Annotated in this window: 23 protein-coding genes; 8 read left to right on the forward strand and 15 right to left on the reverse strand. The window is 64.4% G+C overall.

What is annotated here, in order from left to right:
- Window position 1: 1 nt before the first annotated feature.
- The 4 genes from FFI89_RS07900 to FFI89_RS07915 all read right to left on the reverse strand — a co-directional run bounded on the left by FFI89_RS07900 (window position 2) and on the right by FFI89_RS07915 (window position 1181).
- Complete coding sequence (locus FFI89_RS07900; RefSeq protein WP_138834432.1) at window positions 2-463, reverse strand: tRNA (cytidine(34)-2'-O)-methyltransferase; 462 nt, start codon at window positions 461-463, stop codon at window positions 2-4.
- A gap of 63 nt (window positions 464-526) precedes the next feature.
- The gene (locus tag FFI89_RS35330) at window positions 527-760 is read right to left on the reverse strand and encodes a type II toxin-antitoxin system RelE/ParE family toxin (RefSeq protein ID WP_138834434.1); all 234 of its coding nucleotides are present in this window, start codon (window positions 758-760) and stop codon (window positions 527-529) included.
- The gene (locus tag FFI89_RS07910) at window positions 757-987 is read right to left on the reverse strand and encodes a hypothetical protein (RefSeq protein ID WP_138834436.1); all 231 of its coding nucleotides are present in this window, start codon (window positions 985-987) and stop codon (window positions 757-759) included. Before FFI89_RS07910 ends, FFI89_RS35330 begins: the two co-directional genes overlap by 4 nt.
- Complete coding sequence (locus FFI89_RS07915) at window positions 984-1181, reverse strand: DUF433 domain-containing protein (protein WP_138834438.1); 198 nt, start codon at window positions 1179-1181, stop codon at window positions 984-986. The genes FFI89_RS07910 and FFI89_RS07915 overlap by 4 nt, the downstream gene beginning before the upstream one ends.
- Window positions 1182-1584: 403 nt before the next feature.
- Here FFI89_RS07915 and petA point away from each other — a divergent pair, with 403 nt between their 5' ends.
- From petA to FFI89_RS07935, 4 genes are all read left to right on the forward strand, one after another.
- Complete coding sequence (petA, locus tag FFI89_RS07920; protein WP_138834440.1) at window positions 1585-2115, forward strand: ubiquinol-cytochrome c reductase iron-sulfur subunit; 531 nt, start codon at window positions 1585-1587, stop codon at window positions 2113-2115.
- A 66-nt stretch (window positions 2116-2181) separates the two neighbouring features.
- The gene (locus FFI89_RS07925; RefSeq protein WP_138834441.1) at window positions 2182-4248 is read left to right on the forward strand and encodes a cytochrome c1; all 2067 of its coding nucleotides are present in this window, start codon (window positions 2182-2184) and stop codon (window positions 4246-4248) included.
- Between the two features lie 145 nt (window positions 4249-4393).
- Window positions 4394-5068, forward strand: coding sequence for a dienelactone hydrolase family protein (locus FFI89_RS07930; protein ID WP_138834443.1), 675 nt, complete (start codon window positions 4394-4396; stop codon window positions 5066-5068).
- 2 nt (window positions 5069-5070) lie between these two features.
- Complete coding sequence (locus FFI89_RS07935) at window positions 5071-5967, forward strand: NAD-dependent epimerase/dehydratase family protein (protein ID WP_138834445.1); 897 nt, start codon at window positions 5071-5073, stop codon at window positions 5965-5967.
- Between the two features lie 36 nt (window positions 5968-6003).
- Here FFI89_RS07935 and FFI89_RS07940 read toward each other — a convergent pair whose 3' ends face one another.
- Window positions 6004-6999 carry a VOC family protein gene (locus FFI89_RS07940; RefSeq protein ID WP_138834448.1) on the reverse strand — a complete coding sequence of 332 codons (996 nt, stop codon included), beginning with the start codon at window positions 6997-6999 and terminating at the stop codon, window positions 6004-6006.
- Between the two features lie 331 nt (window positions 7000-7330).
- On the opposite strand from FFI89_RS07940, the gene FFI89_RS07945 reads away from it, so the two are divergent.
- Together FFI89_RS07945 and FFI89_RS07950 are read left to right on the forward strand one after the other, a co-directional pair.
- Window positions 7331-9493, forward strand: coding sequence for an anthranilate synthase component I (locus FFI89_RS07945; protein WP_138834450.1), 2163 nt, complete (start codon window positions 7331-7333; stop codon window positions 9491-9493).
- A 137-nt stretch (window positions 9494-9630) separates the two neighbouring features.
- Window positions 9631-10170 (forward strand): adenine phosphoribosyltransferase, encoded by a 540-nt coding sequence (locus FFI89_RS07950; protein WP_092515547.1) that lies wholly within the window; start codon window positions 9631-9633, stop codon window positions 10168-10170.
- A gap of 17 nt (window positions 10171-10187) precedes the next feature.
- Here the strand turns inward: FFI89_RS07950 and FFI89_RS07955 are convergent, their stop codons facing one another.
- The 10 genes from FFI89_RS07955 to FFI89_RS08000 form a co-directional block, all read right to left on the reverse strand.
- On the reverse strand, window positions 10188-10520 hold the full coding sequence (locus tag FFI89_RS07955; RefSeq protein WP_138834451.1) for a GIY-YIG nuclease family protein: 333 nt from the start codon (window positions 10518-10520) through the stop codon (window positions 10188-10190).
- 105 nt (window positions 10521-10625) lie between these two features.
- A complete protein-coding gene (locus FFI89_RS07960) occupies window positions 10626-11294 on the reverse strand; it encodes a hypothetical protein (RefSeq protein WP_168212827.1) in 669 nt (222 codons plus the stop codon).
- A 59-nt stretch (window positions 11295-11353) separates the two neighbouring features.
- Window positions 11354-12109 (reverse strand): hypothetical protein, encoded by a 756-nt coding sequence (locus FFI89_RS07965; protein ID WP_138834455.1) that lies wholly within the window; start codon window positions 12107-12109, stop codon window positions 11354-11356.
- Between the two features lie 170 nt (window positions 12110-12279).
- Window positions 12280-13467, reverse strand: coding sequence for a M48 family metallopeptidase (locus FFI89_RS07970; RefSeq protein ID WP_138834457.1), 1188 nt, complete (start codon window positions 13465-13467; stop codon window positions 12280-12282).
- 137 nt (window positions 13468-13604) lie between these two features.
- Entirely contained in the window at window positions 13605-14165 is a 561-nt protein-coding gene (locus tag FFI89_RS07975) for a LemA family protein (protein ID WP_138834459.1), read from the reverse strand.
- A gap of 266 nt (window positions 14166-14431) precedes the next feature.
- Window positions 14432-15400, reverse strand: coding sequence for a small ribosomal subunit Rsm22 family protein (locus FFI89_RS07980; protein WP_138834461.1), 969 nt, complete (start codon window positions 15398-15400; stop codon window positions 14432-14434).
- Between the two features lie 107 nt (window positions 15401-15507).
- Window positions 15508-18972: a chromosome segregation protein SMC gene (gene smc, locus FFI89_RS07985; RefSeq protein ID WP_138834463.1), complete on the reverse strand. Its 3465-nt coding sequence runs from the start codon at window positions 18970-18972 to the stop codon at window positions 15508-15510.
- A gap of 227 nt (window positions 18973-19199) precedes the next feature.
- The gene (locus FFI89_RS07990) at window positions 19200-19820 is read right to left on the reverse strand and encodes a DsbA family protein (RefSeq protein WP_371722476.1); all 621 of its coding nucleotides are present in this window, start codon (window positions 19818-19820) and stop codon (window positions 19200-19202) included.
- Between the two features lie 24 nt (window positions 19821-19844).
- Window positions 19845-20507 (reverse strand): DsbA family protein, encoded by a 663-nt coding sequence (locus tag FFI89_RS07995; RefSeq protein ID WP_210249085.1) that lies wholly within the window; start codon window positions 20505-20507, stop codon window positions 19845-19847.
- A gap of 114 nt (window positions 20508-20621) precedes the next feature.
- The gene (locus FFI89_RS08000; protein ID WP_138834467.1) at window positions 20622-21101 is read right to left on the reverse strand and encodes a DUF721 domain-containing protein; all 480 of its coding nucleotides are present in this window, start codon (window positions 21099-21101) and stop codon (window positions 20622-20624) included.
- A 166-nt stretch (window positions 21102-21267) separates the two neighbouring features.
- On the opposite strand from FFI89_RS08000, the gene mutY reads away from it, so the two are divergent.
- Both mutY and FFI89_RS08010 read left to right on the forward strand, forming a co-directional pair.
- Complete coding sequence (gene mutY, locus FFI89_RS08005; protein WP_138834469.1) at window positions 21268-22365, forward strand: A/G-specific adenine glycosylase; 1098 nt, start codon at window positions 21268-21270, stop codon at window positions 22363-22365.
- A gap of 68 nt (window positions 22366-22433) precedes the next feature.
- Entirely contained in the window at window positions 22434-22853 is a 420-nt protein-coding gene (locus tag FFI89_RS08010) for a PaaI family thioesterase (RefSeq protein ID WP_138834471.1), read from the forward strand.
- Window positions 22854-22867: the final 14 nt, after the last annotated feature.

Here is a 22867-nt window from a genome sequence, read left to right on the forward strand (position 1 = left end):
CCTATTGCTGGATCGCGGAATTGGTCTGTCGCACCGCCTCGCCCAATGCCATGGCAGCCGCCATGGCCACATTGAGCGAGCGCAAGCCCGGCTTGATCGGGATCACCAGCCGCGCGTCGGCAACGGCGGCGACCTCGTCGGGAACTCCTGCGGACTCCCGCCCGAACAGCAGGACATCGTCCCGGCCGTAGCGAAAGTCCAGATAGGAACCGGCCCCCTTGGTCGTAAACAGCACCAGCCGGAAGCCCGCCTCGTTACGCCATTGCTCGAATTTTGACCATGAGTCATGGCGGGTGATGGACACCTGGTCGAGATAGTCCATGCCGGCCCGGCGGAAATGCCGGTCGGACACCGGAAACCCGGCCGGCTCGATAATATGGGCGGCGACATCCAGGCACGCGCACAGCCGCAGGATGGTTCCCGTGTTCTGGGGGATATCGGGCTGGAAGAGGGCGATTTGCATTCTGACTAGGTTTGCTCATCCAAGGGACGCCGTGCCGAATGCCGGATGTGAACAATCCAGACGTCAGCGTCCTCGACGAAATAGTGGATTCGGTACGGATACCGCGTGACCAAGCGGCTGCGCAATTCCGGGGCTCTGGCATTGCGAATTCCGAGATAGGGTTCGCGCAGCGATCAGTGCGGTTGCGTCAAAGATTGCCCGACCCACCCGGACCGCGGCCGCCGGGTTCTCTTTGGCGATATATTCCATGATTTCCCGAAGATCGTCGCGCGCGCGAGGCGTAAACCGGAGCGTCATGAACCGCGCGGCTTGAACAATGCGGCGATCTCGTCTGCCGATACGGCTTCACCCCGCTTCGCTTGAGCGAATCCCTGCTGGATTGCGGTCCACTCGTCGTCATCCGGGTGATAAAATTCACCCTCGCGCGCTTCCAAGGCGAGGAGCATTTGGGCGGCGTCCTCCTGCCGCTCCTGCGGCCAAGTGAGCACGCGATCCAGAACCTCTTTGACTTGCTCTTTTGTCATGTTCGATCGACTTCCAGAAAGGCGATGACATGCTCCCTGGTCACGGACGGGAAGCCCTCCAGAAAATCGTCGATCGATTCCCCGGCTTCCAGGTAGTCCAGCAGGGTCTGCACAGGCACCCTCGTTCCGTGAAAAACGGCCGTGCCGCCCATCACGTCGAGATTTCGCGAGACCGTTGGTTGCTCCTGCGTCATGACCGAAACCATATCATGTGGCCCGCTAGCGGTACACATTGCCGGCCGGCGAATGAAACAGCCGAAGGGCCCGCAAGATTCGCCGGATAATGACACGGGCAAGACGTCCGGGCGGCGGTATAGGCGGGCACAGCGCCCCTCCGGCGGCCGATGAAATCTCTGAAAAAATCATCGCCCGGCGCGGATTTAGTGCATTGCACCGTCGTGGGCCGATAGCGGGCTTGCGCTCGTCCGGCAAGGGTGCCAATAGAACGATTCTGGACTGCCTGTTCCGCCCGATCGGTGGGGATAAAGCGGTCGTTCTGCCGCCGCGGGGGGTCGCGGGCGCCGGCAACCACTCCTTGTCGCATTTGGCGTCTTTGGGGCGGTTCCACCGGCTGCAGATAAGAAAGGGCTTGGAATCGTGACGACAGCGTCTTCGGCGGACCATCCGACACGCCGTGATTTCCTTTTTGTTGCAACGGGAGCCGTCGCCGCCGTCGGCGCAGCCGCCACCGTGTGGCCGCTGATTTCCCAGATGAACCCGGACGCCTCGACGATCGCGGCCGGCGCGCCGATCGAGGTCGATCTGGCCCCGATTGCCCTGGGACAGGACATCAAGGTGTTCTGGCGCGGCAAGCCGATTTACATCAGCCACCGCACCAAGAAGCAGATCGACGAGGCGCGCAGCGTGCCGGTGTCGAGCCTGCCCGATCCGGCCACCGATCAATCGCGGGTCAAGGAAGGCCACGACCAGTGGCTGGTTGTCATCGGCATCTGCACCCATCTCGGCTGCATCCCGATCGCCCATGAAGGCAATTACGACGGCTTCTTCTGCCCTTGCCACGGTTCGCAGTACGACTCCTCGGGCCGTATTCGCCAGGGGCCGGCTCCGGCCAACCTGGCGGTGCCGCCCTACACCTTCGTTTCCGATAGCAAAATCCAGATCGGCTAAGGGCTCGGACGTCAGTCCGAGACCCCTTAACCCGTCGCGTCGTCTTACTTCCTCAGGATCGCATCAATGAGCGGACCATCCGATTTCCAGCCGACCAATCCCGCCTTGAAGTGGATCGAACGGCGTCTCCCGATCATGGGACTCATGCATTCCTCGTTCGTGGCGTATCCGACGCCGCGCAACCTGAACTACTGGTGGACCTTCGGCGCCATCCTTTCGTTGATGCTGGGCGTGCAGATCCTGACCGGCGTGATCCTGGCGATGCACTACACGCCGTATGCCGATCTCGCCTTCAAGTCGGTCGAGCTGATCGTCCGCGACGTCAATTACGGCTGGCTGCTGCGCAACATCCACGCCAGCGGCGCTTCGATGTTCTTCTTCGCCGTCTACATTCACATGTTCCGCGGCCTGTATTACGGGTCGTACAAGGAGCCGCGTGAAGTGCTCTGGATCCTCGGCGTCATCATCTACCTCTTGATGATGGCGACGGGCTTCATGGGTTACGTGCTGCCGTGGGGCCAGATGAGCTTCTGGGGCGCCACCGTCATCACCAACCTGTTCTCGGCCGTGCCCTATTTCGGCGAGAGCATCGTCACCCTGCTGTGGGGCGGCTATTCGGTCGGCAATCCGACCCTGAACCGCTTCTTCTCGCTGCATTACCTGCTGCCGTTCGTGATCGCCGGCGTGGTCGTGCTGCACATCTGGGCGCTGCACGTTGCCGGCCAGAACAACCCGGCCGGTGTCGAGGCGAAGACCGAAAAGGACACGGTGCCTTTCACGCCCTACGCCACCATCAAGGACGCGTTCGGCGTCTCCTGCTTCATGTTGTTCTTCGCCTGGTTCATTTTCTACATGCCGAACTATCTCGGCGACGCCGACAACTACATTCCGGCGAACCCCGGCGTGACCCCCGAGCACATCGTGCCGGAGTGGTACTACCTGCCGTTCTACGCAATCCTGCGTTCGATCCCGAACAAGCTCGCCGGTGTCGCCGGGATGTTCGGCGCGATCATCGTGCTGGCGTTCCTGCCCTGGCTCGACAACGCCAAGACCCGTTCGTCGAAATATCGTCCGTTGGCCAAGCAGTTCTTCTGGATCTTCGTCGTCGTCTGCATCGGGCTCGGCTATCTCGGTGCGCAGCCGCCGGAAGGCATCTATGTGATCGCCGGCCGTATCCTGACCTTCTGCTACTTCGCCTATTTCCTGATCCTGCTGCCGTTGCTGAGCCGGATCGAGACGCCCCGTCCGGTGCCGAATTCGATCGCCGACGACGTGCTGGCGAAGTCAGGCGGCAAGGTCGCGGCGTCGATCGCGATCGCGCTCCTCGTCGCCGGAGGCCTGTTCGCAGGCAGCGTGCAGAACGCGCGCGCCGCGGAGCATTCGGACTCGCCGCCCGGCCAGAAGTGGTCGTTCGCCGGTCCAGTGGGCACGTTCGATCGCGGCTCGTTGCAGCGCGGCCTCAAGGTATACAAGGAAGTCTGCTCGGCCTGCCACGGCCTGTCCTACATCGCCTTCCGCAATCTCGCCGATGCCGGCGGCCCCGGCTATTCGGTGGCGCAGGCGGCGGCGTTCGCGTCGGATTACAAGGTCAAGGACGGCCCGAACGACCAGGGCGAGATGTTCGAGCGGCCGGGCCGGCCCGCCGACTATTTCCCGTCGCCGTTCCCGAACGAGCAGGCGGCCCGCGCGGCCAATGGCGGCGCCTTTCCGCCGGACCTGTCGCTGATCACCAAGGCGCGTTCCTACAAGCGCGGCTTCCCGATGTTCATCATCGACTTCTTCACCCAGTACCAGGAACAGGGTCCGGATTACGTCGACGCGGTGCTGCAGGGGTTTGAGGAAAAGCCGCCGGCTGGCGTGACCATCCCCGAGGGTTCCTACTACAACAAGTATTTCCCGGGCCACGCCATCAAGATGCCGAAGCCGCTCAGCGACGGCCAAGTGACGTTTGACGATGGTTCGCCGGCCACCGTTGCGCAATACGCCAAGGACGTCACCACGTTCCTGATGTGGGCCGCGGAACCGCACATGGAAGCGCGCAAGCGGCTGGGCCTGCAGGTGTTCGTGTTCCTGATCCTGCTCAGCGTCCTCTTGTACTTCACCAAGAAGAAGGTCTGGGCCAACGCCCACTAAGACCGCCTTCGACAGCGAATTCGTAAAAAGCCCCTGCGGGGGCTTTTTTGTTGTCTCCTCGCGGTGACGGGCTAGTGCATTGCATCCGAGCCACCCAGCGGACAAAATGCCCGCCAATCAGCCAGAAATCATCCCGGAGGAAATCATGGGTACCAACATCACCTTCAAGCGCCCGGACGGCAAGGACGCCAACGGCTACCTCGCCAATGCCGCGCGCGGCAATGCGCCTTGTGTGGTCGTGATCCAGGAATGGTGGGGGCTGTCCGACCAGATCAAGGGCCTGTGCGACCGCTTCGCGGTGGCGGGTTTCGACGCGCTGGCGCCCGATCTCTACAACGGCAAGGTGGTGCCGTATCACGACACCGACGCTGCCGGCAAAGAGATGAACTCGCTGGATTTCATGGACGCCACCACGCAGACCGTGCGCGGCGCGGCGCAATATCTGTCAAAGAACGGCGCCAAGGTCGGCCTGACCGGTTTCTGCCTCGGCGGTGCGGTGACCATCATTGGCGCCGTCAAGGTTCCCGAGCTCACGGCGGGCGTCGTGTTCTACGGCATTCCGCCGGAACAGGCGGCCAAGCCCGCCGACATCAAAATTCCGCTGCAGGCCCATTTTGCCAACAAGGACGACTGGTGCACGCCGGCGCTGGTCGATGGTTTCGAGAAGGCGATGAAGGCCGCCGGCAAGTCGCTCGAGCTGTTTCGCTATGACGCCGAACACGCCTTCGTCAACGAGCAGCGGCAATCCGTGCATGATCGCGCCGCCGCCGAACTGGCCTGGGGCAGAGCGACGGAGTTTTTCAAAAAGCATCTCGGGTAACAGTGAAAGTCTTCTGCACAGGTGCGTCCGGCTATATCGGCGGATCGGTCGCCGCGCATCTCGTTGCCGCCGGGCATCAGGTCACCGGCCTGGTCCGCTCGCAGGAAAAAGCCGACGCGGTTCGCGCCCGGGGCATCCAGCCGTTGCTGGGAACGCTGGATGACGCCGAGCGCCTGGTGCAAGCGGCACGCGCCGCCGACATCGTCGTCAATGCGGCGAGCGCCGATCACAAGGGGGCGGTCACGGCCCTGCTTGACGCGCTGGCCGGAAGCGGCAAGCCGTTCATCCACACCTCAGGATCGAGCATCGTCGGTACGCGCAGCCGTGGGCACCGCTCCGACGCGGTGTTCGACGAAAGTTCAGCCATCACGCCTTCGCCGGCCCGCGCGGCCCGGGTCGCGTTGAACGATCTCATCCTCTCCTGGCGCGACAAGGGATGCCGTCCGGTCATCATCTGCCCGAGCCTGATCTACGGCCTCGGCCTTGGCGTCGAGCAACACTCGACGCAGGTGCCGCTGTTGATTGACCTGGCGAAAAAACGAGGTTGTGCCGCACATGCCGGGCCGGGCGAGAACATCTGGTCGAACGTGCATATCGACGATCTGGTGACGCTCTATGCGCTCGCCATCGAGAAGGCACCGGCGGGGGCGTTCTGCTTTGCCGAGAACGGTGAAAATTCGATGCGCGAGGTGTGCGAGGCCATCAACCGCATGCTGGGTCTTGCCGGACCACCAACGGCGATGTCGATGGAAGAGGCGGCCGCCGAATGGGGCGAGGGCACCGCCGAGGATACGATGGCTTCCAACAGCAGGGTGCGCGCGGTCCGGGCGCGGCAACTCGGCTGGAAGCCGAAAGCGCGGAGCCTGATCGAGGAGATCGAGCAGGGCTGTTACCGGTAGCGGCAGCCGACCCGATATCTTATCGGTCGCACGCAGCTATTGCTTCACTCCGTCCCACCACGCGCACGTCCCCGACATCAGTTTGTAATTGCCTTCCATCACCTGCACCGGCGCGCGCAGCCCGCTGGCCGCGGCATGCATACGCATCTCGCGCGCGACCGCGCGGTCTTCCGGCGGCAGCCAGACGCGCTCATGGCCCCACAGGCTCGGCCCGTCATGCATCTCGACCGGCTGCCAGGTCGCGGGATCGATCTCGCGGCCGCCCCAGCCGCATTCAATCATGAAGGAGGACGGCGTCTTGGCGTAGAACGAGGTCGTGAAATCGTTGGTGTGGCGGCCGAGCGTAACGCCGATGCGGTCGTCCTGGGTCAGCGCGATGTCGTAAGCCTGGCCGACATCGTCGAGCGAATAGAGCTCGACCATCAAATGGTGCATGCCGTTCCTGCCGGTCTCGATCAGCGCCAGGCTGTGATGCCGGGCATTGACGTGGAAGAAATAGGCGCGGAACGGCTTTTCGATGTAGTCGGACAACCCGAAGCCCAGCACGTCGACATAGAACGCCATCACGGGGTCGATGTTTTCGACCGTCAGCACGGCGTGGCCGAGCCCGAGCGGGCCGGTGCGAAAACCCGAGATCGATCGTCCCGGGCTGAACGGCGTCTCGTCGATTTCGGGGCCGTAAAACGCTTCGAGCCGGTTGCCGGCGGGGTCGAGGAACGAAATCAGACTGCGGACACGCCTCGCATCGGCCAGCGTCTGCGGTTCGGCCACGACCCGGACGCCGGCCTGTTCCAGCCGGGCCGCGAGTGCGTCCAGTGCAGCCGCGTCCGCGACCTCCCAGCCGAAGAAACGCGTGCCTTCGCCCATGGCGCGGTCGATCACGATGCGTTGTTTGCGGTCGTCCATCCGGAACGCCAGCAGCGAATTGCCGCGCTCGACCGCCTGCAGGCCGACGAGCCCGGTCCCGAACTGCCGCCAGTCCTCGAGGGCGGCCGATCCGAACCCGGCATATCCCAGACCGAGCAATGCCATGTGCTGCCTCCCTGATACCCATTCCGGGCGGTTCGCCCGCCGCTGCTTCGGCGCGAATGCTACGCGTATTTCGGCGCTTTCAAACCCCAAAAGTTGGCCGAGGGGGCTGCCGGCCCCGCACCGGGCCGTCCCTTGACATCGTCGGCGGCGGATGGTGTTTAAACCGCCATGAACACCGTCGTCCGCCCATTCCGTCTTTGGTGGCGCACCTCTTAAAGAGGTGGCCGGTGCGATTTCATTTTCCCAAATCGTCGAAGGTCGCCATCGCAGTGCGACGGTCCTTCGTTTGTCCTGTGTGGCGCTCCCTCCCCAAGTTTCGTAAGAGGATCACATGAACAGGACAGCCTTCTCCCTGCCGGAGCACAGCGAATACCGGACCCGCGGCGGCCTCGTCGTGTCACGGGCTGTCGAGCAGTTCACCGGTAACGCCAAGCGCCTCGACGATCTGATCGACCTGCTCGATCGCCGCCGCGGCGTGGTGCTGTCCTCAGGCACCACGGTGCCGGGCCGCTATGAGAGTTTCGACCTCGGCTTTTCCGATCCGCCACTGGTGCTGGAAACCGCCGGCGCCAACTTTTCGCTGGCTGCGCTCAACGCGCGCGGCGAGGTGCTGATCGCCTTTCTCGGCGATGCGCTGCGCGATCCCTGCGTCGTGATCTCGGAAAAGAACGCGACCCGTCTGGCCGGACATATCATCCGCGGTGCCGCGCCTGTTGACGAAGACCAGCGCACCCGCCGCGCCAGCGTGATGTCGCTGGTGCGCGATCTCGTTGCCGCGCTGTCGTCCAATGACGATCCGATGCTCGGCCTGTTCGGCGCCTTTGCCTACGACCTCGTGTTCCAGATCGAGGACCTGGTGCAGAAGCGTGCGCGCGAAAGCGACCAGCGCGATATCGTGCTCTACATCCCGGATCGCCTGCTGGCCTACGACCGCGCCACCGGGCGCGGTGTGGTGCTGAGCTATGATTTCGCCTGGAACGGCAGATCCACCAAGGGCCTGCCGCGCGATACCGCCGAGAGCATCTACGCCAAGACGCCGCGGCAGGGATTTTCCGATCACGCGCCCGGCGAATATCAGGCAACCGTCGAGGTCGCCCGTGCGGCGTTCGCGCGCGGCGACCTGTTCGAGGCGGTGCCGGGACAGTTGTTCGCCGAACCCTGCGAGCGCTCGCCGGCGGAAGTGTTCCAGCGGCTCTGCCGTATCAACCCGTCGCCCTATGGCGCGCTGATGAATCTCGGCGACGGCGAATTTCTGGTGTCGGCCTCGCCGGAAATGTTCGTGCGCTCCGACGGCCGCCGGGTCGAGACCTGCCCGATCTCGGGCACCATCGCGCGTGGCGCCGACGCGATCGGCGACGCCGAGCAGATCCGGCAGTTGCTGAATTCGGAAAAGGACGAATTCGAACTCAACATGTGCACCGACGTCGATCGCAACGACAAGGCGCGGGTCTGCGTGCCCGGGACTATTAAAGTTCTGGCGCGGCGCCAGATCGAGACCTATTCGAAACTGTTTCACACCGTCGACCATGTCGAAGGCATTTTGCGGCCGGGCTTCGACTCGCTCGATGCGTTCCTCACCCATGCGTGGGCGGTGACAGTGACCGGCGCACCGAAATTGTGGGCGATGCAGTTCGTCGAGGACAATGAGCGCTCGTCGCGGCGCTGGTATGCCGGCGCGATCGGTGCGATGAATTTCGACGGCAGCATCAATACCGGGCTCACCATCCGTACCATCCGGATGAAGGATGGCCTGGCCGAAGTCCGTGTCGGCGCCACCTGCCTGTTTGATTCCGATCCGGCCGCTGAAGACCGCGAATGCCAGGTCAAGGCGGCGGCCTTGTTCCAGGCGCTGCGCGGCGATCCGCCAAAACCGCTGTCGGCGTTTGCGCCCGACGCCAGCGGTTCGGGCAAGAAGGTGCTGCTGATCGATCACGACGACAGTTTCGTGCACATGCTGGCGGATTATTTTCGGCAGGTCGGCGCCGACGTCACCGTGGTCCGGCATGTTCATGCGCAGGACATGCTGAAGAAGAAGTGGGATCTCCTGGTGCTGTCGCCCGGGCCGGGAAGACCTGAGGATTTCGGGATTTCGAAGACTATTCGTACCGCGCTGGACAACAAGCTGCCGATCTTCGGCGTCTGCCTCGGCGTGCAGGCGATCGGTGAATATTTCGGCGGCCAGCTCGGCCAGCTCGGCCAGCCAGCGCACGGACGGCCATCCCGAGTCCAGGTGCGCGGCGGGCGGCTGATGCAGAACCTGCCCAACGAGATCGTCATCGGCCGCTATCATTCGCTCTATGTCGAGCGCGACAGCGTGCCTGAAGTGCTCGAGGTCACCGCGACCACCGAGGACGGCGTCGCGATGGCGATCGAACACAAATCTTTGCCGGTCGGCGGCGTGCAGTTTCATCCGGAGTCGCTGATGTCGCTCGGCGGCGAGGTGGGCCTGCGCATTGTCGAGAACGCGTTCCGGCTTAATGTTGGAGCGAACTGAATGCAGGTTTCCACCCCGTCATTCCGGGATGGTGCGTTAGCACCAGACCCGGAATCTCGAGATTCTCAGATGCGCAATTGCGCATCGTAGTTCGATGCTTCGCATCGCCCCGGAATGACATTTGAAGCGAGAACCCGATGACATTCGACCACGATCTGAAAGCCACCGTCCGCACCATTCCGGATTACCCGAAGCCGGGCATCCTGTTTCGCGACATCACCACGCTATTGGCGGACGCGCGCGCCTTTCGCCGCGCGGTCGACGAGCTGGTGCATCCCTGGGCCGGCAACAAGATCGACAAGGTCGCCGGCGTCGAGGCGAGGGGCTTCATTCTCGGCGGCGCCGTGGCGCATCAGGTCTCCGCCGGCTTCGTGCCGATCCGCAAGAAAGGCAAGCTGCCGCACACCACGGTACGGATCGCTTACTCCTTGGAATACGGCCTCGACGAAATGGAAATGCACGCCGATGCCGTGCATCCCGGCGAGCGCGTGATCTTGGTCGATGATCTCATCGCCACCGGCGGCACCGCGGAAGGCGCAGTAAAACTGTTGCGCCAGATCGGCGCCAACGTGGTCGCCGCCTGCTTCATCATCGACCTGCCGGATCTCGGCGGCGCCGCCAAGCTGCGCGCGATGGATGTGCCGGTGCGAACGCTGATGACGTTCGAGGGGCATTGAACGCGGTTTCGTCGCGCTCAGACGGCCGTGGCGCCGAGCTGCGACCGCCAATGCAGCGCGCGCTCCTTCAGCAGCGCGTCGCGGACATAGGGGATATCTTCCTCTTCCAGCCGTTCGCATTCGGCGAACGTCAGGCTGTCGGGCCCGTGCGCGGTCCATGCCGCCTGCAGGCTCCGGCAGGTATGGCTGCCCTGGCGCAGCGAGAACCAGATCCGGTTCTGGATCTTCTCCAGATTGGGCGACTGTCCGACCCACGTCTCCGAGGTGGCCGTGCAGCGGACGACGTAAATCCCCGCGATGGTCTTTCGCTCCTTGTAGGCGGCGATCGCGGCCTTTCTGTCTGACGTCACGGGGTGGCCTCGCGAGGGTTTTCAGGGTCGGCGAAGCGATAACAGGCCGGGGAGGTTGCGTCAATATTACCCGGGTAATATTTGCCGAGCAGCGGGACCAGCGAGCTACGACCCCTGCAGCAGCAGGCTGAGTTCGAGGTCCCGAAAACTGCTGTAATTCCGGCGGATCCATTGATGCAGCTCGGTCGACGAATCCTTTTCGTTGCGCAGGTAGCCGGTGAACGAAAAGGTCAGGCGGTCGATATAGGTCTTCAGGAACGTCGGCAGCGCCGAGATCCGCAATACCCGTCCGCCCTCCATCGCCGCGGGCAGCTCGCCGCGCACCACATGTTCGTTGTCGACGGTGACGAGGGCGTTCGGCGGGATCTGCTGCTGCAGCATCGGAAAGGCCCGCGCGGAGACGCGGTCGATGTCGGCCACGAACAGGATGACCGGCGCGACCCGGCGTCTGGCGGCTTCCTTCAGGAAACCGATCTCCCCGGTCATCTTGAAGAATTCGTCGAAGGCGTGGAAGCCGAGGTCGATCACCTTGGCGATGCCGTCATCGACGATCAGGCGGTCCATCAGCTGCATCTTGCCGTAGGTGTCGATGACGTCGGCCGTCTCGGTCGTGCGCGGCAGATAGTCGAGCAGCGACGGCTCCTTCAGATTGATATCGAAGGAGTTCACCGTGCCGTTTTTCAACAGCAGGAATTCGCTGAGCAGCCGCGCGATCAGCGTCTTGCCGACCAGCGGACGGGGCGAGCAGATGATGTAAACGGGCGTGAGGCTCATCACGCGCTATATCAGGGGATTTTTTCGCCTAATCCAGCCCCATCCCGCCCGGCAAGCGACTATTTTTCGCCGCTGCGCGCCATCGGTTTGCCGGCGCCGACGAGGTCGGTCAGCTTGATGCGGTCGAACTCGCTCCAGACATTGGCGAGCCAGTGCCGGACATAGCCGCGCAGCACGAACGAATAGTTCGCGGCCTCGTCGTCCTTGCCCTTGTTGGCGACGAATTTGAGGAACGGCACCGAGGAGACCTCGACCTGTTCATAGGCCATTTCGTTGAGCTTGGGGATTGTTAGCTCGGTGGCGTCCTTGATGCGGTGGAAATAGGAATTGTAGGTCGCCTGGTCCCACTGGAAGAACTGGGTGTCGTTGATGAAGTTCTTCACCAGGAAATATTTGGCGCCGACCATGAAGTTCGCCGTCTCGGCGATTTCGTCGAGCGAGGCGATCGAGGGTCCCAGTATATGGAACACGGCAAAGGTGATCTGGCCGGATTTCGCCGCATCGAGAAAGCCGATATCGCGCAGCGAGGCCAGCGCCGGCGACAGCAGTCCGGCGCGGACGTCGATCACGGTGACCGAGGGGCTGGCGGCGTTCAGCGTATCGAAGATCTTCATCTGGTCCGAGGTCGTCGTCATGTCGACGATCTCGGTGATATCAGGGTGGAAGCGCATCAGCGTGCCGCGCGGCGACTCGGTGTCGAACGCCCGTGTCGGCACGTTGTTGGCACTGAAATAATCCAGAAGAGTCCGCGAAACCGTGGTCTTGCCGACCCCGCCCTTGTCCGCGCCCACCACAATCACGACCGGCTTTGCCATGGAATTCCCTTGAACAGCGCCCCCGACCGCGGGAGCGATCGGCAGGTCCCCATCCCCTGCTTTGGGCGCGAACATGGCAGAAACAAGGGAGAATTCAATTCCTCAGGCCGCCGCTTGCGTTATTCCTCCCAGATTCCTTCGCAACCGTGGGCTGCGGGCGAAAGGGGGGCTCAGCGGCGCCGGCCCCAGGGGCCTGATAACGGAGGCGGGGTTCCTCCCTCCGCGCTATCCGCGGGCCGGCCGGCATCGCTCCACGGGCCGCGGGGAAGGGGCGGCGGGGTCTGATCCGTCTGCTCTGCCTGATCGTCGGGCTCGCTGGACGCATCCGACGGCAGCGCCAGCGGGCCCGGATCGTGGCCGCCCGCGAACTGGACCAGCGCCTTGATGCGCGAATCCACCGACGGATGGGTCGCGAACAGATCGGTAAAGCCCTCGCGCGGGTTATCGACGCAAAGCTCCATGACGGCCGAGGTAGCACCCGGAAGCTCGCCGCGATTCTCGATCTTGCGCAGCGCCGAGATCATGGCGTCGGGATCCTTGGTGAGTTCGACCGAGCCGGCGTCGGCCAGGAACTCGCGCGACCGCGACAGCGCCAGTTTGACGACCTGCGACAACAACCAGGCCACCACGATCAGGGCGATCGCGATGATGACGACGATGACGGCGCCGCCGCCGGAGCTTTTGCTGTCGCTGTCCGAGGAGGACGACGACGATCGCGAGGATGACGACGAGGATCCCCAGCCGCCGCTCCAGCTCAAATTGGTAAACATCCGGAAGAACAGTTCGCCGAAAAAGCCGACCACGCCGGCGATGATGACCGCGACCACCATCAGTTGCACGTCGCCGTTGCGGATATGGGTCAGCTCGTGGCCCAGCACGGCCTCGATTTCGTGGTCGTTGAGCGCGTTGAGAAGTCCCGTGGTAACGGTGACGGCATATTGCCGCCGGTTGAGACCGGTCGCGAACGCATTCAGCGCCGGGCTGTCCATCACCTTCAGCTTCGGCATCGGGATGCCGCGCGAGATGCAGAGATTTTCCAGCAGATTGTAGAGCCGCGGCTGCTGCTGCCGCGTCACGTCCTCGCCGCCGGTGACGGCGTCGATCATGTTCTGGTGGAAGAAATAGGCGATCACGATCCACAATGCGGCGACGATTGTCGCGTAAGGTGCTGATGTGATCAGGTCGCGGAAGGCTGCCCTCAAATAATAGTCGGCCGAGGCGTCGCTGTTGATCACGACCTCCGCGATCAAGGCGCCGGCATAGACCAGCACATAGATCAGCAGGAACAGGCCGGCGAGCAGCAGCATCGAACGAAACTTGTTCGACGCGATGTGCGTGTAGAGACCATACGCGGCCATGATCGTTACGCCCGGTCATTCCGGGGCGTCGCACAGCGACGAACCCGGAATCTCGAGATTCTCGGACGTGCAATTGCACGTCCAAGTTCACGCCGTTGGCGTGCCCCGGAATGACTGAGGTGGCGAAGCATCATGCCTTAGAACTTCACCGTCGGCGTCGCCTCGACTTCGGTGCGGCTGGCGCCGAGGTCGAAGAAGTCCTTGCGGGTGAAGCCGAACATGCCGGCAAACAACGCGGCCGGCATCTGCTGGATGCCGGTGTTGTATTCCTGAACCGCGTTGTTGAAGAAGCGGCGGCTGGCCGCGATCTTGTTTTCGAGGTCGGACAGTTCGCCGGCGAGCTGCTGGAAATTGGCGTTGGCCTTGAGGTCCGGATAGGCCTCCGACAACGCGATCAGCCTGCCGAGTGCGCCAGAGAGCTGGTTCTCGGCGGCGCCGACTTGGGCCGGTCCCTGCGCCGACATCGCCGAGTTACGGGCCTTGATGACGTCGTCAAGCGTGCCGCGCTCGTGGGCGGCGTAACCCTTGACGGTTTCGACCAGGTTCGGGATCAGGTCGTGGCGCTGCTTGAGCTGGACGTCGATGTCGGCAAAGGCCTGACTGACGCGCTGACCGAGTGCGACCAGCCGGTTATAGGCGCCGAACGCAAACAACACGATAATGACGATGACGCCGAGAACGATCCATCCGGTCGACATGGCAAGCAGCTCCTGTGGGACTGACAATCGGGGAAAACTAGACGAAAAACCGGGCGCGCGGCACCCCGCCGCGACTTGGGGCACACCGTTAGTCGGAAGTAAGGCTGGATAAGTTCACTGTCGCGAACACTCAGGCGTCATTCCGGGATGGTGCGTTAGCACCAGACCTCAGGGGTGCAATTGCACCCCGGGGGAATCTCGAGATTCCCCGATGTGCAATTGCACATCTGAGGTTCGATGCTTCGCATCGCCCCGGAATGACGAGATCAATCCACCGCATCGCCCCATCGCCAGCGCCGGGCGCGGGCATAATCGGCCTTGGCGCGGCGCGGCGTGCGCGTCCACGCGAGGCCGTCCGGGGTGCACAACTTGGCCGATACTTCGACCTTGCTCACTTCAGGCTGCGCCAGCACCCGGGCCGGACGTTTCGTCATCGGTGTGCGGGTCAGCGCGACATAGGCGAATTTTTCGTCCTCGAACGGCAACTCGGCGCCCTTGACCTGCTTGTGCGCGCGCGAACGCTGCAGGCGCTGGGTGAAATGGCACCAGTCCGGCGCGGCAAGCGGGCATTGGCCGTCGTGCGGGCAGGGGGCGGCGACATGCGCGCCCAACGCGATCAGTTGCGCGCGCAGCGCGATGATCCGCGCGTAACCGGCCGGCGTGCCGGGTTCGACCACGAGCAGCGTATCGCCGGTCTTTTCCCACATCAGAGCGGCCAGCGCGCGTCGTTCGACATCGCCAATCTCGCCGATCATGTAACTGGCGATGACGAGATCGGCGGCGTCGGCCTTGGCCAGCGCGGATCGGGCCTCGCCACGTTCGTAGTCGGTGTTACGCAGGCGAAAGCTGTCGCTGAAGAGATTAAGCGCCAGCGTCCGAAGGGCGTCGTTGGCATCGAGCAGCGCAAAGCCTTGCAGCGACGGGAAGGTTTCCGCCGCCGCCCAAGTGGCGGTGCCCGGCCCGGCGCCTATATCGAGCAGACTTGCCGGTGCAAAGTCCGGCCTGATCTCGCAGAGCGCGTTCAGGCTCGCCGTGACCGCGGCGTAGGTCGCGGGCATCCGCGCCAGCGCGTAGGCCAACGCATCGGTCTCCGACCGGATCGCGCCGGAGCCGCCGCCGTCGCGGTAGGTTTTCGAAATCGACGCGGCGCGGCCGGCGGCATCGCTGCGCGAAAAACCCCGCAGCTTGCCGTCGAGTGCTGCTTTCAGTTCGGCGGGGAGGTCGGGTGAGGTCATTTGTTGCCGTCATCCACGTCATTCCGGGATGGTCCGAAGGACCAGACCCGGAATCTCGAGGTTCCGGGTTCGTCGCTGCGCGCCGCCCCGGAACGACGGATTTCAGCTCACGCCACGTTCTGATCGAGGATCTTGACCGCGTCGTCGAGGCCAACCGAGACCAGTTGCGAGACGCCGCGTTCGGCCATGGTGACGCCGTACAGCCGATTCATCCGCGCCATCGTGATCGGATTATGCGTGATGATGATGAAGCGGGTGTCGGTCGACGATGTCATTTCGTGCAGCAGGTTGCAGAACCGCTCCACGTTGTGGTCGTCGAGCGGCGCGTCGACTTCGTCCAGCACGCAGATCGGCGACGGGTTGGTGAGGAACACCGCGAAGATCAGCGCCAGCGCGGTCAGCGCCTGCTCGCCGCCCGAGAGCAGCGACAGCGTCTGCGGCTTCTTGCCGGGCGGCTTGGCGATGATTTCGAGGCCGGCTTCCAGCGGATCGTCGCTCTCGATCAGGTGCAACGCCGCTTCGCCGCCGCCGAACAGTTCGACGAACAGCCGCTTGAAGTGCTCGTTAACGGTCTCGAACGAGGTCAACAGCCGCTCGCGCGCTTCCTTGTTCAGGCTCTGGATGCCCTGGCGCAGCCGCTTGATGGCTTCGACGAGGTCGTCGCGCTCGGTGGTCAGTGCCGTGTGCTGGGCCTCGACCTCGCGCAGTTCTTCCTCGGCGCGCAGGTTGACGGCGCCAAGGCGCTCGCGATCGCGGCGCAGCTTTTCGAGGTTTTCCTCGACCTCGTTGAGCGGCGGCAATTCCGCGCCCGGCTCGAGTTCGGCCAGCGCCGCCACGGCGTGCGGTTCGACTTCGAGCATGTCGTGGATTTCACGCTCGATGTCCGCAAGCCGGCGCTTGGTGCCTTCCATGCGCTCCTCGGCGCGGGCGCACGCTTCGCGGGCGCTGGAGAGCGCTTCGAGCGAGGCCTTGGCCTCGCGGTCGGTTTCCGCCATCACGCTTTCGGCGGCGGCCAGCGCGTCCGCGGCAACGCGCCGGGCGCTTTCGGCCGATTCGATTTCGTTGATCAGCGCGCGGCGCTTTTCCGCGAACACGGCCGGTGCGTTATCCAGCTCGGCACGCTCGGCGGTCACTTCGGTGATGCGGGCTTCGACGGTGGTGACCTGCGAAGCCGCGCTCTGCTTGCGGTTCTGCCATTCGGTGCGCTCGGCGAGGATCGCCTGCACGCGGCGGTCGGCCAACTCGGCCTCGCGCGCCAGCGCCTGCGCTTCGGCACGCACTTGGGCGGCGAAACGGCGATGGCCTTCGATGTCGGTGCGAACGGCGGCAAGCCTTGTCTCAGTGTCGAGGCTCGGCGGCAGTTCGTCGAGCGCCGCGTTGGCGCTCTCATGCGCGGCTTCGGCCTCGGCGCGGTCGGCAGCCAGACGCGAATGGGCTTCCGTCAGCGCCGATTTGCGGGCGCTGTGGCGGTTGATCTCGCGTTCGGTCGTGGCATAGCGTTCGCGCGCGGCATCGGCCTCGCGCTGCGCGGCGCGCCATGCCTCGCGGGCCGCGGACTCGGCGCTCGATGCCATCTTCAGTTCGGTCTCGGCGTCTTCCAGCGCCTGCCGCTTTGCGGCAGCGTCGGTGCGCGCCTGCTCCAGTTCATGTTCAATGTCGACAAGCCGGGCGCGTTCGGCGAGACGCCGTGCCGCACCGGTCGGCGCATGCGCGGCCGCGACAAAACCGTCCCAGCGCCAGACGTCGCCTTCCAGCGACACCAGCCGCTGGCCGGTCTTGAGTTGCGAAACCAGCTCCGCGCCGCGTTCCTTCGGCACGACGCCGATCTGCGCCAGCCGGCGCGTCAGTTCGGTCGGCGCCTCGACATGGGAGGCGAGGGCTTCGACGCCGGCCGGCAGTGCCGGGTCGTCGAAGGTGGCACCGGCATTGGTCCAGCGCATCGGCGCCGACGGATCGACCGGCGCGTCGAGATCGTCGCCGAGCACGGCGCCGAGCGCCTTTTCAAAACCCTTGGCGACGGTGACGCCGTCGATGATCGGCGGCCACAGGTTCTTGGTCTCGCCATTGACGAGCTTGGAAATCGTGCGGGCTTCGGTCTCGAGTCGCTGCACGCGCTTGTCGGCCTCGGCGAGCGGGGCGCGCGAGGCTTCGAGCTTTTGCCGCGCGGCGACGTGGCCGGTCTCAGAGGCCTGGGCTGCGGCTTCCGATGCCGCGAGGCTTTCCTGCGCGGTCTCCATGGCGCCGGCGAGCGCGTCGATGTCGCCGAGATTGCCGGTTTCCTGCGCCAGCTTCTGCTCGTCGCTGGCGACGTTGGCGATTTCCTGGTCGAGCCGGGCCAGGCGGTCGCGATGGGTGCGCACGCCGGCCTCAAGCTGGTTGCGCTTGGCGGTGAGGTCGGCAAGCGCGGTGGTCAGCTCGCCGAACATGCGCTCGGCCGCGGCCAGCGTCGCTTCGGCTTCCGAAACCCGTTCGTCGACGCCGGAGCGCTTTTCGACGCGCGACTTGATCTCTTCCTTGATCTCGGAATCTTCGGTGTCGAGCCGCTGCAGCGCGGCGTCGGCATCCAGGTTCTGCTGCTGTTCGCGGGCGATGTCGGCGGCGAATTGCGTCAGCCGGCGGTCGAGTTCGGCGACGCGCTCCTTGGCGCGCGCTTCCTCGCGGTTGAGCTGCTCGCGGGCATTGGTCAGTCGCTGCAGTCCGGCGGCGGCGCGGGCTTCGCCCTCGCGCAGCGCCGGCAATTCGCTAGCGCGGATCGCCTGGATACGCGCGGCCTCGGCCTGTTCGCGGGTACGTTCGGCCATCTCGCGAACGTTGAGGTCGTGGGTATGGGCGGACTCGGCGACGTCGGCATGGGCCTCGAGCCAGCGCAGATGGAACAGCGTGGCCTCGGCCTTGCGTACCTTGGCGGCGACTTCGCGGAACCGGATGGCCTGGCGAGCCTGCTTCTTCAGACCGTCGACCTGGCCGGCGAGCTGGCCGATCACGTCCTCGACGCGGGTCAGGTTGGTTTCGGCAGCCTTCAGCCGCAGTTCGGCTTCGTGGCGGCGGGCGTGCAGGCCGGCGACGCCGGCGGCGTCTTCCAGCACGCGGCGGCGCTGTTCGGGCTTGGCCTGAATGATCTCGCCGATCTTGCCTTGGTGGACCAGCGCCGGCGAGCGCGCACCGGTGGCGGCGTCGGCGAACAGGATCTGCACATCCCTTGCACGGACGTCGCGGCCGTTGATGCGATAGACCGAGCCTGCCTCGCGCTCGATGCGGCGCGAGATTTCCAGAACCTGGCTGTCATTCATGGCCGCGGGCGCCGTGCGATCGGCATTGTCGATCGTCATCACGACTTCGGCGTGGTTGCGCGCCGGACGGTTGCCGGAGCCGGCGAAGATCACCGCATCCATGTCGGCGGCGCGCAGCGATTTATGCGAGGTCTCGCCCATCGCCCAGCGCAGTGCTTCGACCAGGTTGGATTTGCCGCAGCCGTTCGGTCCGACCACGCCGGTGAGGCCGGGTTCGATCATGAAGTCGGTGGGTTCAACGAATGACTTGAAGCCGTGGAGGCGGAGGCGCGTGAGTTTCATGAACAAAAATCTCGCTTGGCCGGGCGCGAATCTCCCTGCCGTGACAATACCATGGAAGGCAATGTCGGTGTGTGGACGAACCGCCTTTGCGGCTCTTATGGCCGGGGACAATGGCGAGGCCGGGGCCGGAGGGCAACGGGCCGCCGCGGCTTTTCCCAAGGGTTTTATAGGGGTTTTGTCCAGTCTTTTGCTGGACTTATGGGATCGCGCGAATCAGCGAGCGCGAATCAGCTTTTCAACAGCGAATCGATGCGCTTGGCGAATTCCTCGAAGGCGGCTTCACCCACGATCTCGTCGCCGTTGATGAAAAAGGTCGGCGTGCCCTCGACCTTCAAGACGTCCTCGGCAAACTTCTGCCCGGCGCTGATCTTGTCCTGCATCGCCTGGTCCTTCAGGCAATCCTCGACCGCCTGAGTGCTGAGACCCGCCTGCCGCCCGATCAGCCGCAGCGTATCGGAGGTCTTCTCCACCAATTGGTCCTGCTGCCGGAACATGATGTCGACCACGGCAAAATATTTTGCAGAGTCCTCACCGGCGATCCGGCGCGTCAGCATCGCGCAGGCGAGATCCTTGATGTTGAGCGGGAACTCGCGGAACACGTAACGCACCTTGCCGGTGTCGATGAATTCCGACTTGATCTTCGGAAACACGTCCTTGTTGAACGCGGCGCAATGCGGGCAGGTCGGCGCCGCGTATTCGACGATCGTCACCTTGGCGTCATCAGGGCCGAGCGCCATGTCAGGCAGCGCCTGCGGCCTGGTCACCTCGCTGGCAGGTACCGCCATCGCCCTGGAGATCAGCGCGGTCAACGGCAAGGCGGCAGCGAAGGCGCGGCGGGTGATGAGCAAGGTGTGCTCCCGTCAATGAAGCGATCAGCTCTTCAGCAGCGAATTGATGCGCTTGCTGAACTCGTCGAAGGTCTGTTCGCCCTTGAGCATCTCGCCGTTGATGAAGAAGGTCGGCGTCGAATTGACCTTCAGCACCTCGGCGGCGAATTTCTGGTCGGCGGCGATCTTGTCGAGCAGCGCCTGATCCTTCAGGCAATCCTCGACCGCCTGCTGGGTCAGGCCGGCCTGCTTGCCGATCCGGGTCAGCGTCTCCGTGGTGTTCTTCACCACCCATTCGTTCTGCTGCTTGAACAGCAGGTCGACGACGGCGAAATATTTCGGCGCGTCGTCCTTGGCGATGCAGCGCGCCAGCATCGAGCCCGCGGCCGCCTTGATGTCGAGCGGGAATTCGCGGAACACGAAGCGGATCTTGCCGGAGTCGATGAATTCCGACTTGATCTTCGGAAACACGTTTTCGGTGAAGGCAGCGCAGTGCGGGCAGGTCATCGAGGCGTATTCGGTGATGGTCACCGAGGCGTTGGCCGGGCCGAGCCCCATGTCGGGCAGCGATTGCGGCTTGGCGACGTCGGCCGCACCCTGTGCCATCGCGTCCGAAATCAGGCGCAGCGGCGAGAAGCCCAAGGATCCTGCAAACAGGCCAAGGCCGGTCAGCGACAGGGCGGCGGTGAAGGCGCGGCGCGTGATCATGAGAAATCCCCGAATGGCGCGTTCACGCCCGATCATTGCGAAAAGAAGCCTTCGCTAGCTTGAAACGATAATTGTGGCAATGGCAGGTTGCGGTAGCCGGAACAGGCGGCAGGCTCAATTTCGCTTGATCGCGGCGCCCAGCCGCGCCAGCGCGGCGCGCAATTGTTCATCTTCCACCGCCGACAGCGTTTCAGCGACCCTGGCGACGGCTTTGGGGTCCGGCGCGCGGGGGACGGCCGGGAGTTTTCGGCGCGACAGTGGCGCCTGCCGCAGCGCCAGCCGGCCGACCGCGCTCCAGCCGAAGAAGCGGTTGACCCGCGCCAGGATGACGTCGGAGGAATGCTGGATCTCCAGCGCCATCGGCCCTTCGACCCGCAACACCAGCGTGGCCGGCTCCTGCGGCTGCCCCTCGACCGGCCGCGGCCACTGCATCTTCAGGGGCTCGGAGTGGGCGGCGACCGTGGCCCCCGCGATTTCGGCCCAGCGCGTCACCAACTCACGGGCGGCAAATCCCTGCTTGGCATAGGCGTCGGAAAACACGTCGCGGAGCAGGACGGAAAGCGGTTTTGCCGAGATCGGGCCGGGTTTTGCCATGGGGACTTATAGCACTGCAACGAGACGGTGGAAGGACGGCGTCGCTGCCGCTCGCCTATGCCCGGCCATCCACGTCTCGGATCAACGAGTAAAGAAAGACGTGGATGCCCGCGACAAGCGCGGGCATGACGTGGAGAGATTGGAGTCCGGGTACTACAGTGCCTTCATGAACACTTCTGCGGCCGTCAAAGCAAAACGACGAGGAACCGAAACGTCTTCAGACCGTCCCGCGCTGCTGCTCGACTGGTACGACCGGCATCGCCGCCGGTTGCCGTGGCGGCCGCCGGCGGGCGAGCGCGCCGATCCGTACCGGGTCTGGCTGTCGGAAATCATGCTGCAGCAGACCGGCGTCAAAACCGTTGGACCGTATTTCGAGAAGTTTCTGGCGCGCTGGCCGGATGTCACGGCACTCGGCAGTGCGTCGCAGGACGACGTGCTGCGGATGTGGGCCGGGCTCGGCTATTATTCGCGCGCGCGCAACCTGCACGCCTGCGCGGTCGCAGTGCTGCGCGATCACGGCGGGGTATTTCCGGATACCGAGGAAGGCCTGCGCGCGCTGCCGGGGATCGGGCCTTATACGGCGGCGGCGATCTCAGCGATCGCCTTCGATGTCAGGACCATGCCGGTCGACGGCAATATCGAGCGCGTGGTGTCGCGGCTCTACGCAGTCGAGGAACCGCTGCCGCAGGCCAAGCCGCTGATCGGACAATTGGCGGCGACGCTGCTGGCTGAATCCCGCGCTGGTGACAGTGCGCAGGCGCTGATGGATCTCGGCTCCTCGATCTGCACGCCGAAGAAGCCGGCCTGTGCGCTGTGCCCGCTCAACGAGGATTGCGTGGCCCGCGCACGCGGCGACCAGGAAGCGTTTCCGCGCAAGGCGCCGAAGAAGACCGGAACGCTGCGCCGCGGGGCTGCCTTCATCGTCACGCGCGGCGAGGAGCTTTTGGTGCGTACGCGCGCGGAAAAGGGCCTGCTCGGCGGTATGACCGAAGTGCCGGGCTCTGAATGGTTGGCTGGACAGGATGACACAGTAGCATTGAAACAGGCGCCGGCGCTCAAGGGCGTGACGCGCTGGCACCGCAAGGCCGGCGTCGTCACCCATGTGTTCACGCACTTTCCGCTGGAACTTGTGGTCTATACCGCCGAGGTCCCCGCGCGCACGCGCCCGCCCGAGGGCATGCGCTTTGTGCCGGTGGCGACGCTCGCGGATGAAGCGCTGCCCAACGTCATGCGCAAGGCGATCGCCCATGGGCTTGGTCTCTAAAGCGGGTAGGCTGCTGACACCATGCTGGCAACAGGGCCGGACTAGGAAGGAGCCTCACGGAGGTTCCCATGATCGCAACTGCGCTCGATAATCTCGCCGCGCCGCCGTCTTCCAAACTGCTCGGCTGGCATCTCATCGATGCCCGCCCCAAGGACGGCTGGGTCCGGATCGGTTTCGACGGCCGGAAAGACTTCTGCAACCCGGCCGGCTTCGTCCAGGGCGGCATTCTTTCCGCGATGCTCGACGACACCATGGGGCCGGCGGTATTCGTCATGACCGAAGGCAGGCTCTATACGGCGACCGTGACCATGACGGTGAATTTCCTGGCGCCGGCCAAACCGGGACCGATCACCGGTGAGGCGACCGTCACCCAGCTCGGCAAGACCATCGCCTTCGTCGAGGGACGGCTGACGGACAAGGATGGCACATTGCTCGCCACCGCCACGACCAGTGCGCGGCTGGTCGAGGCCGCGAAGGCGATCCGGTAGGGTGCCGTCATTGC

Source organism: Bradyrhizobium sp. KBS0727, assembly GCF_005937885.2.
Classification (GTDB): Bacteria; Pseudomonadota; Alphaproteobacteria; order Rhizobiales; family Xanthobacteraceae; genus Bradyrhizobium.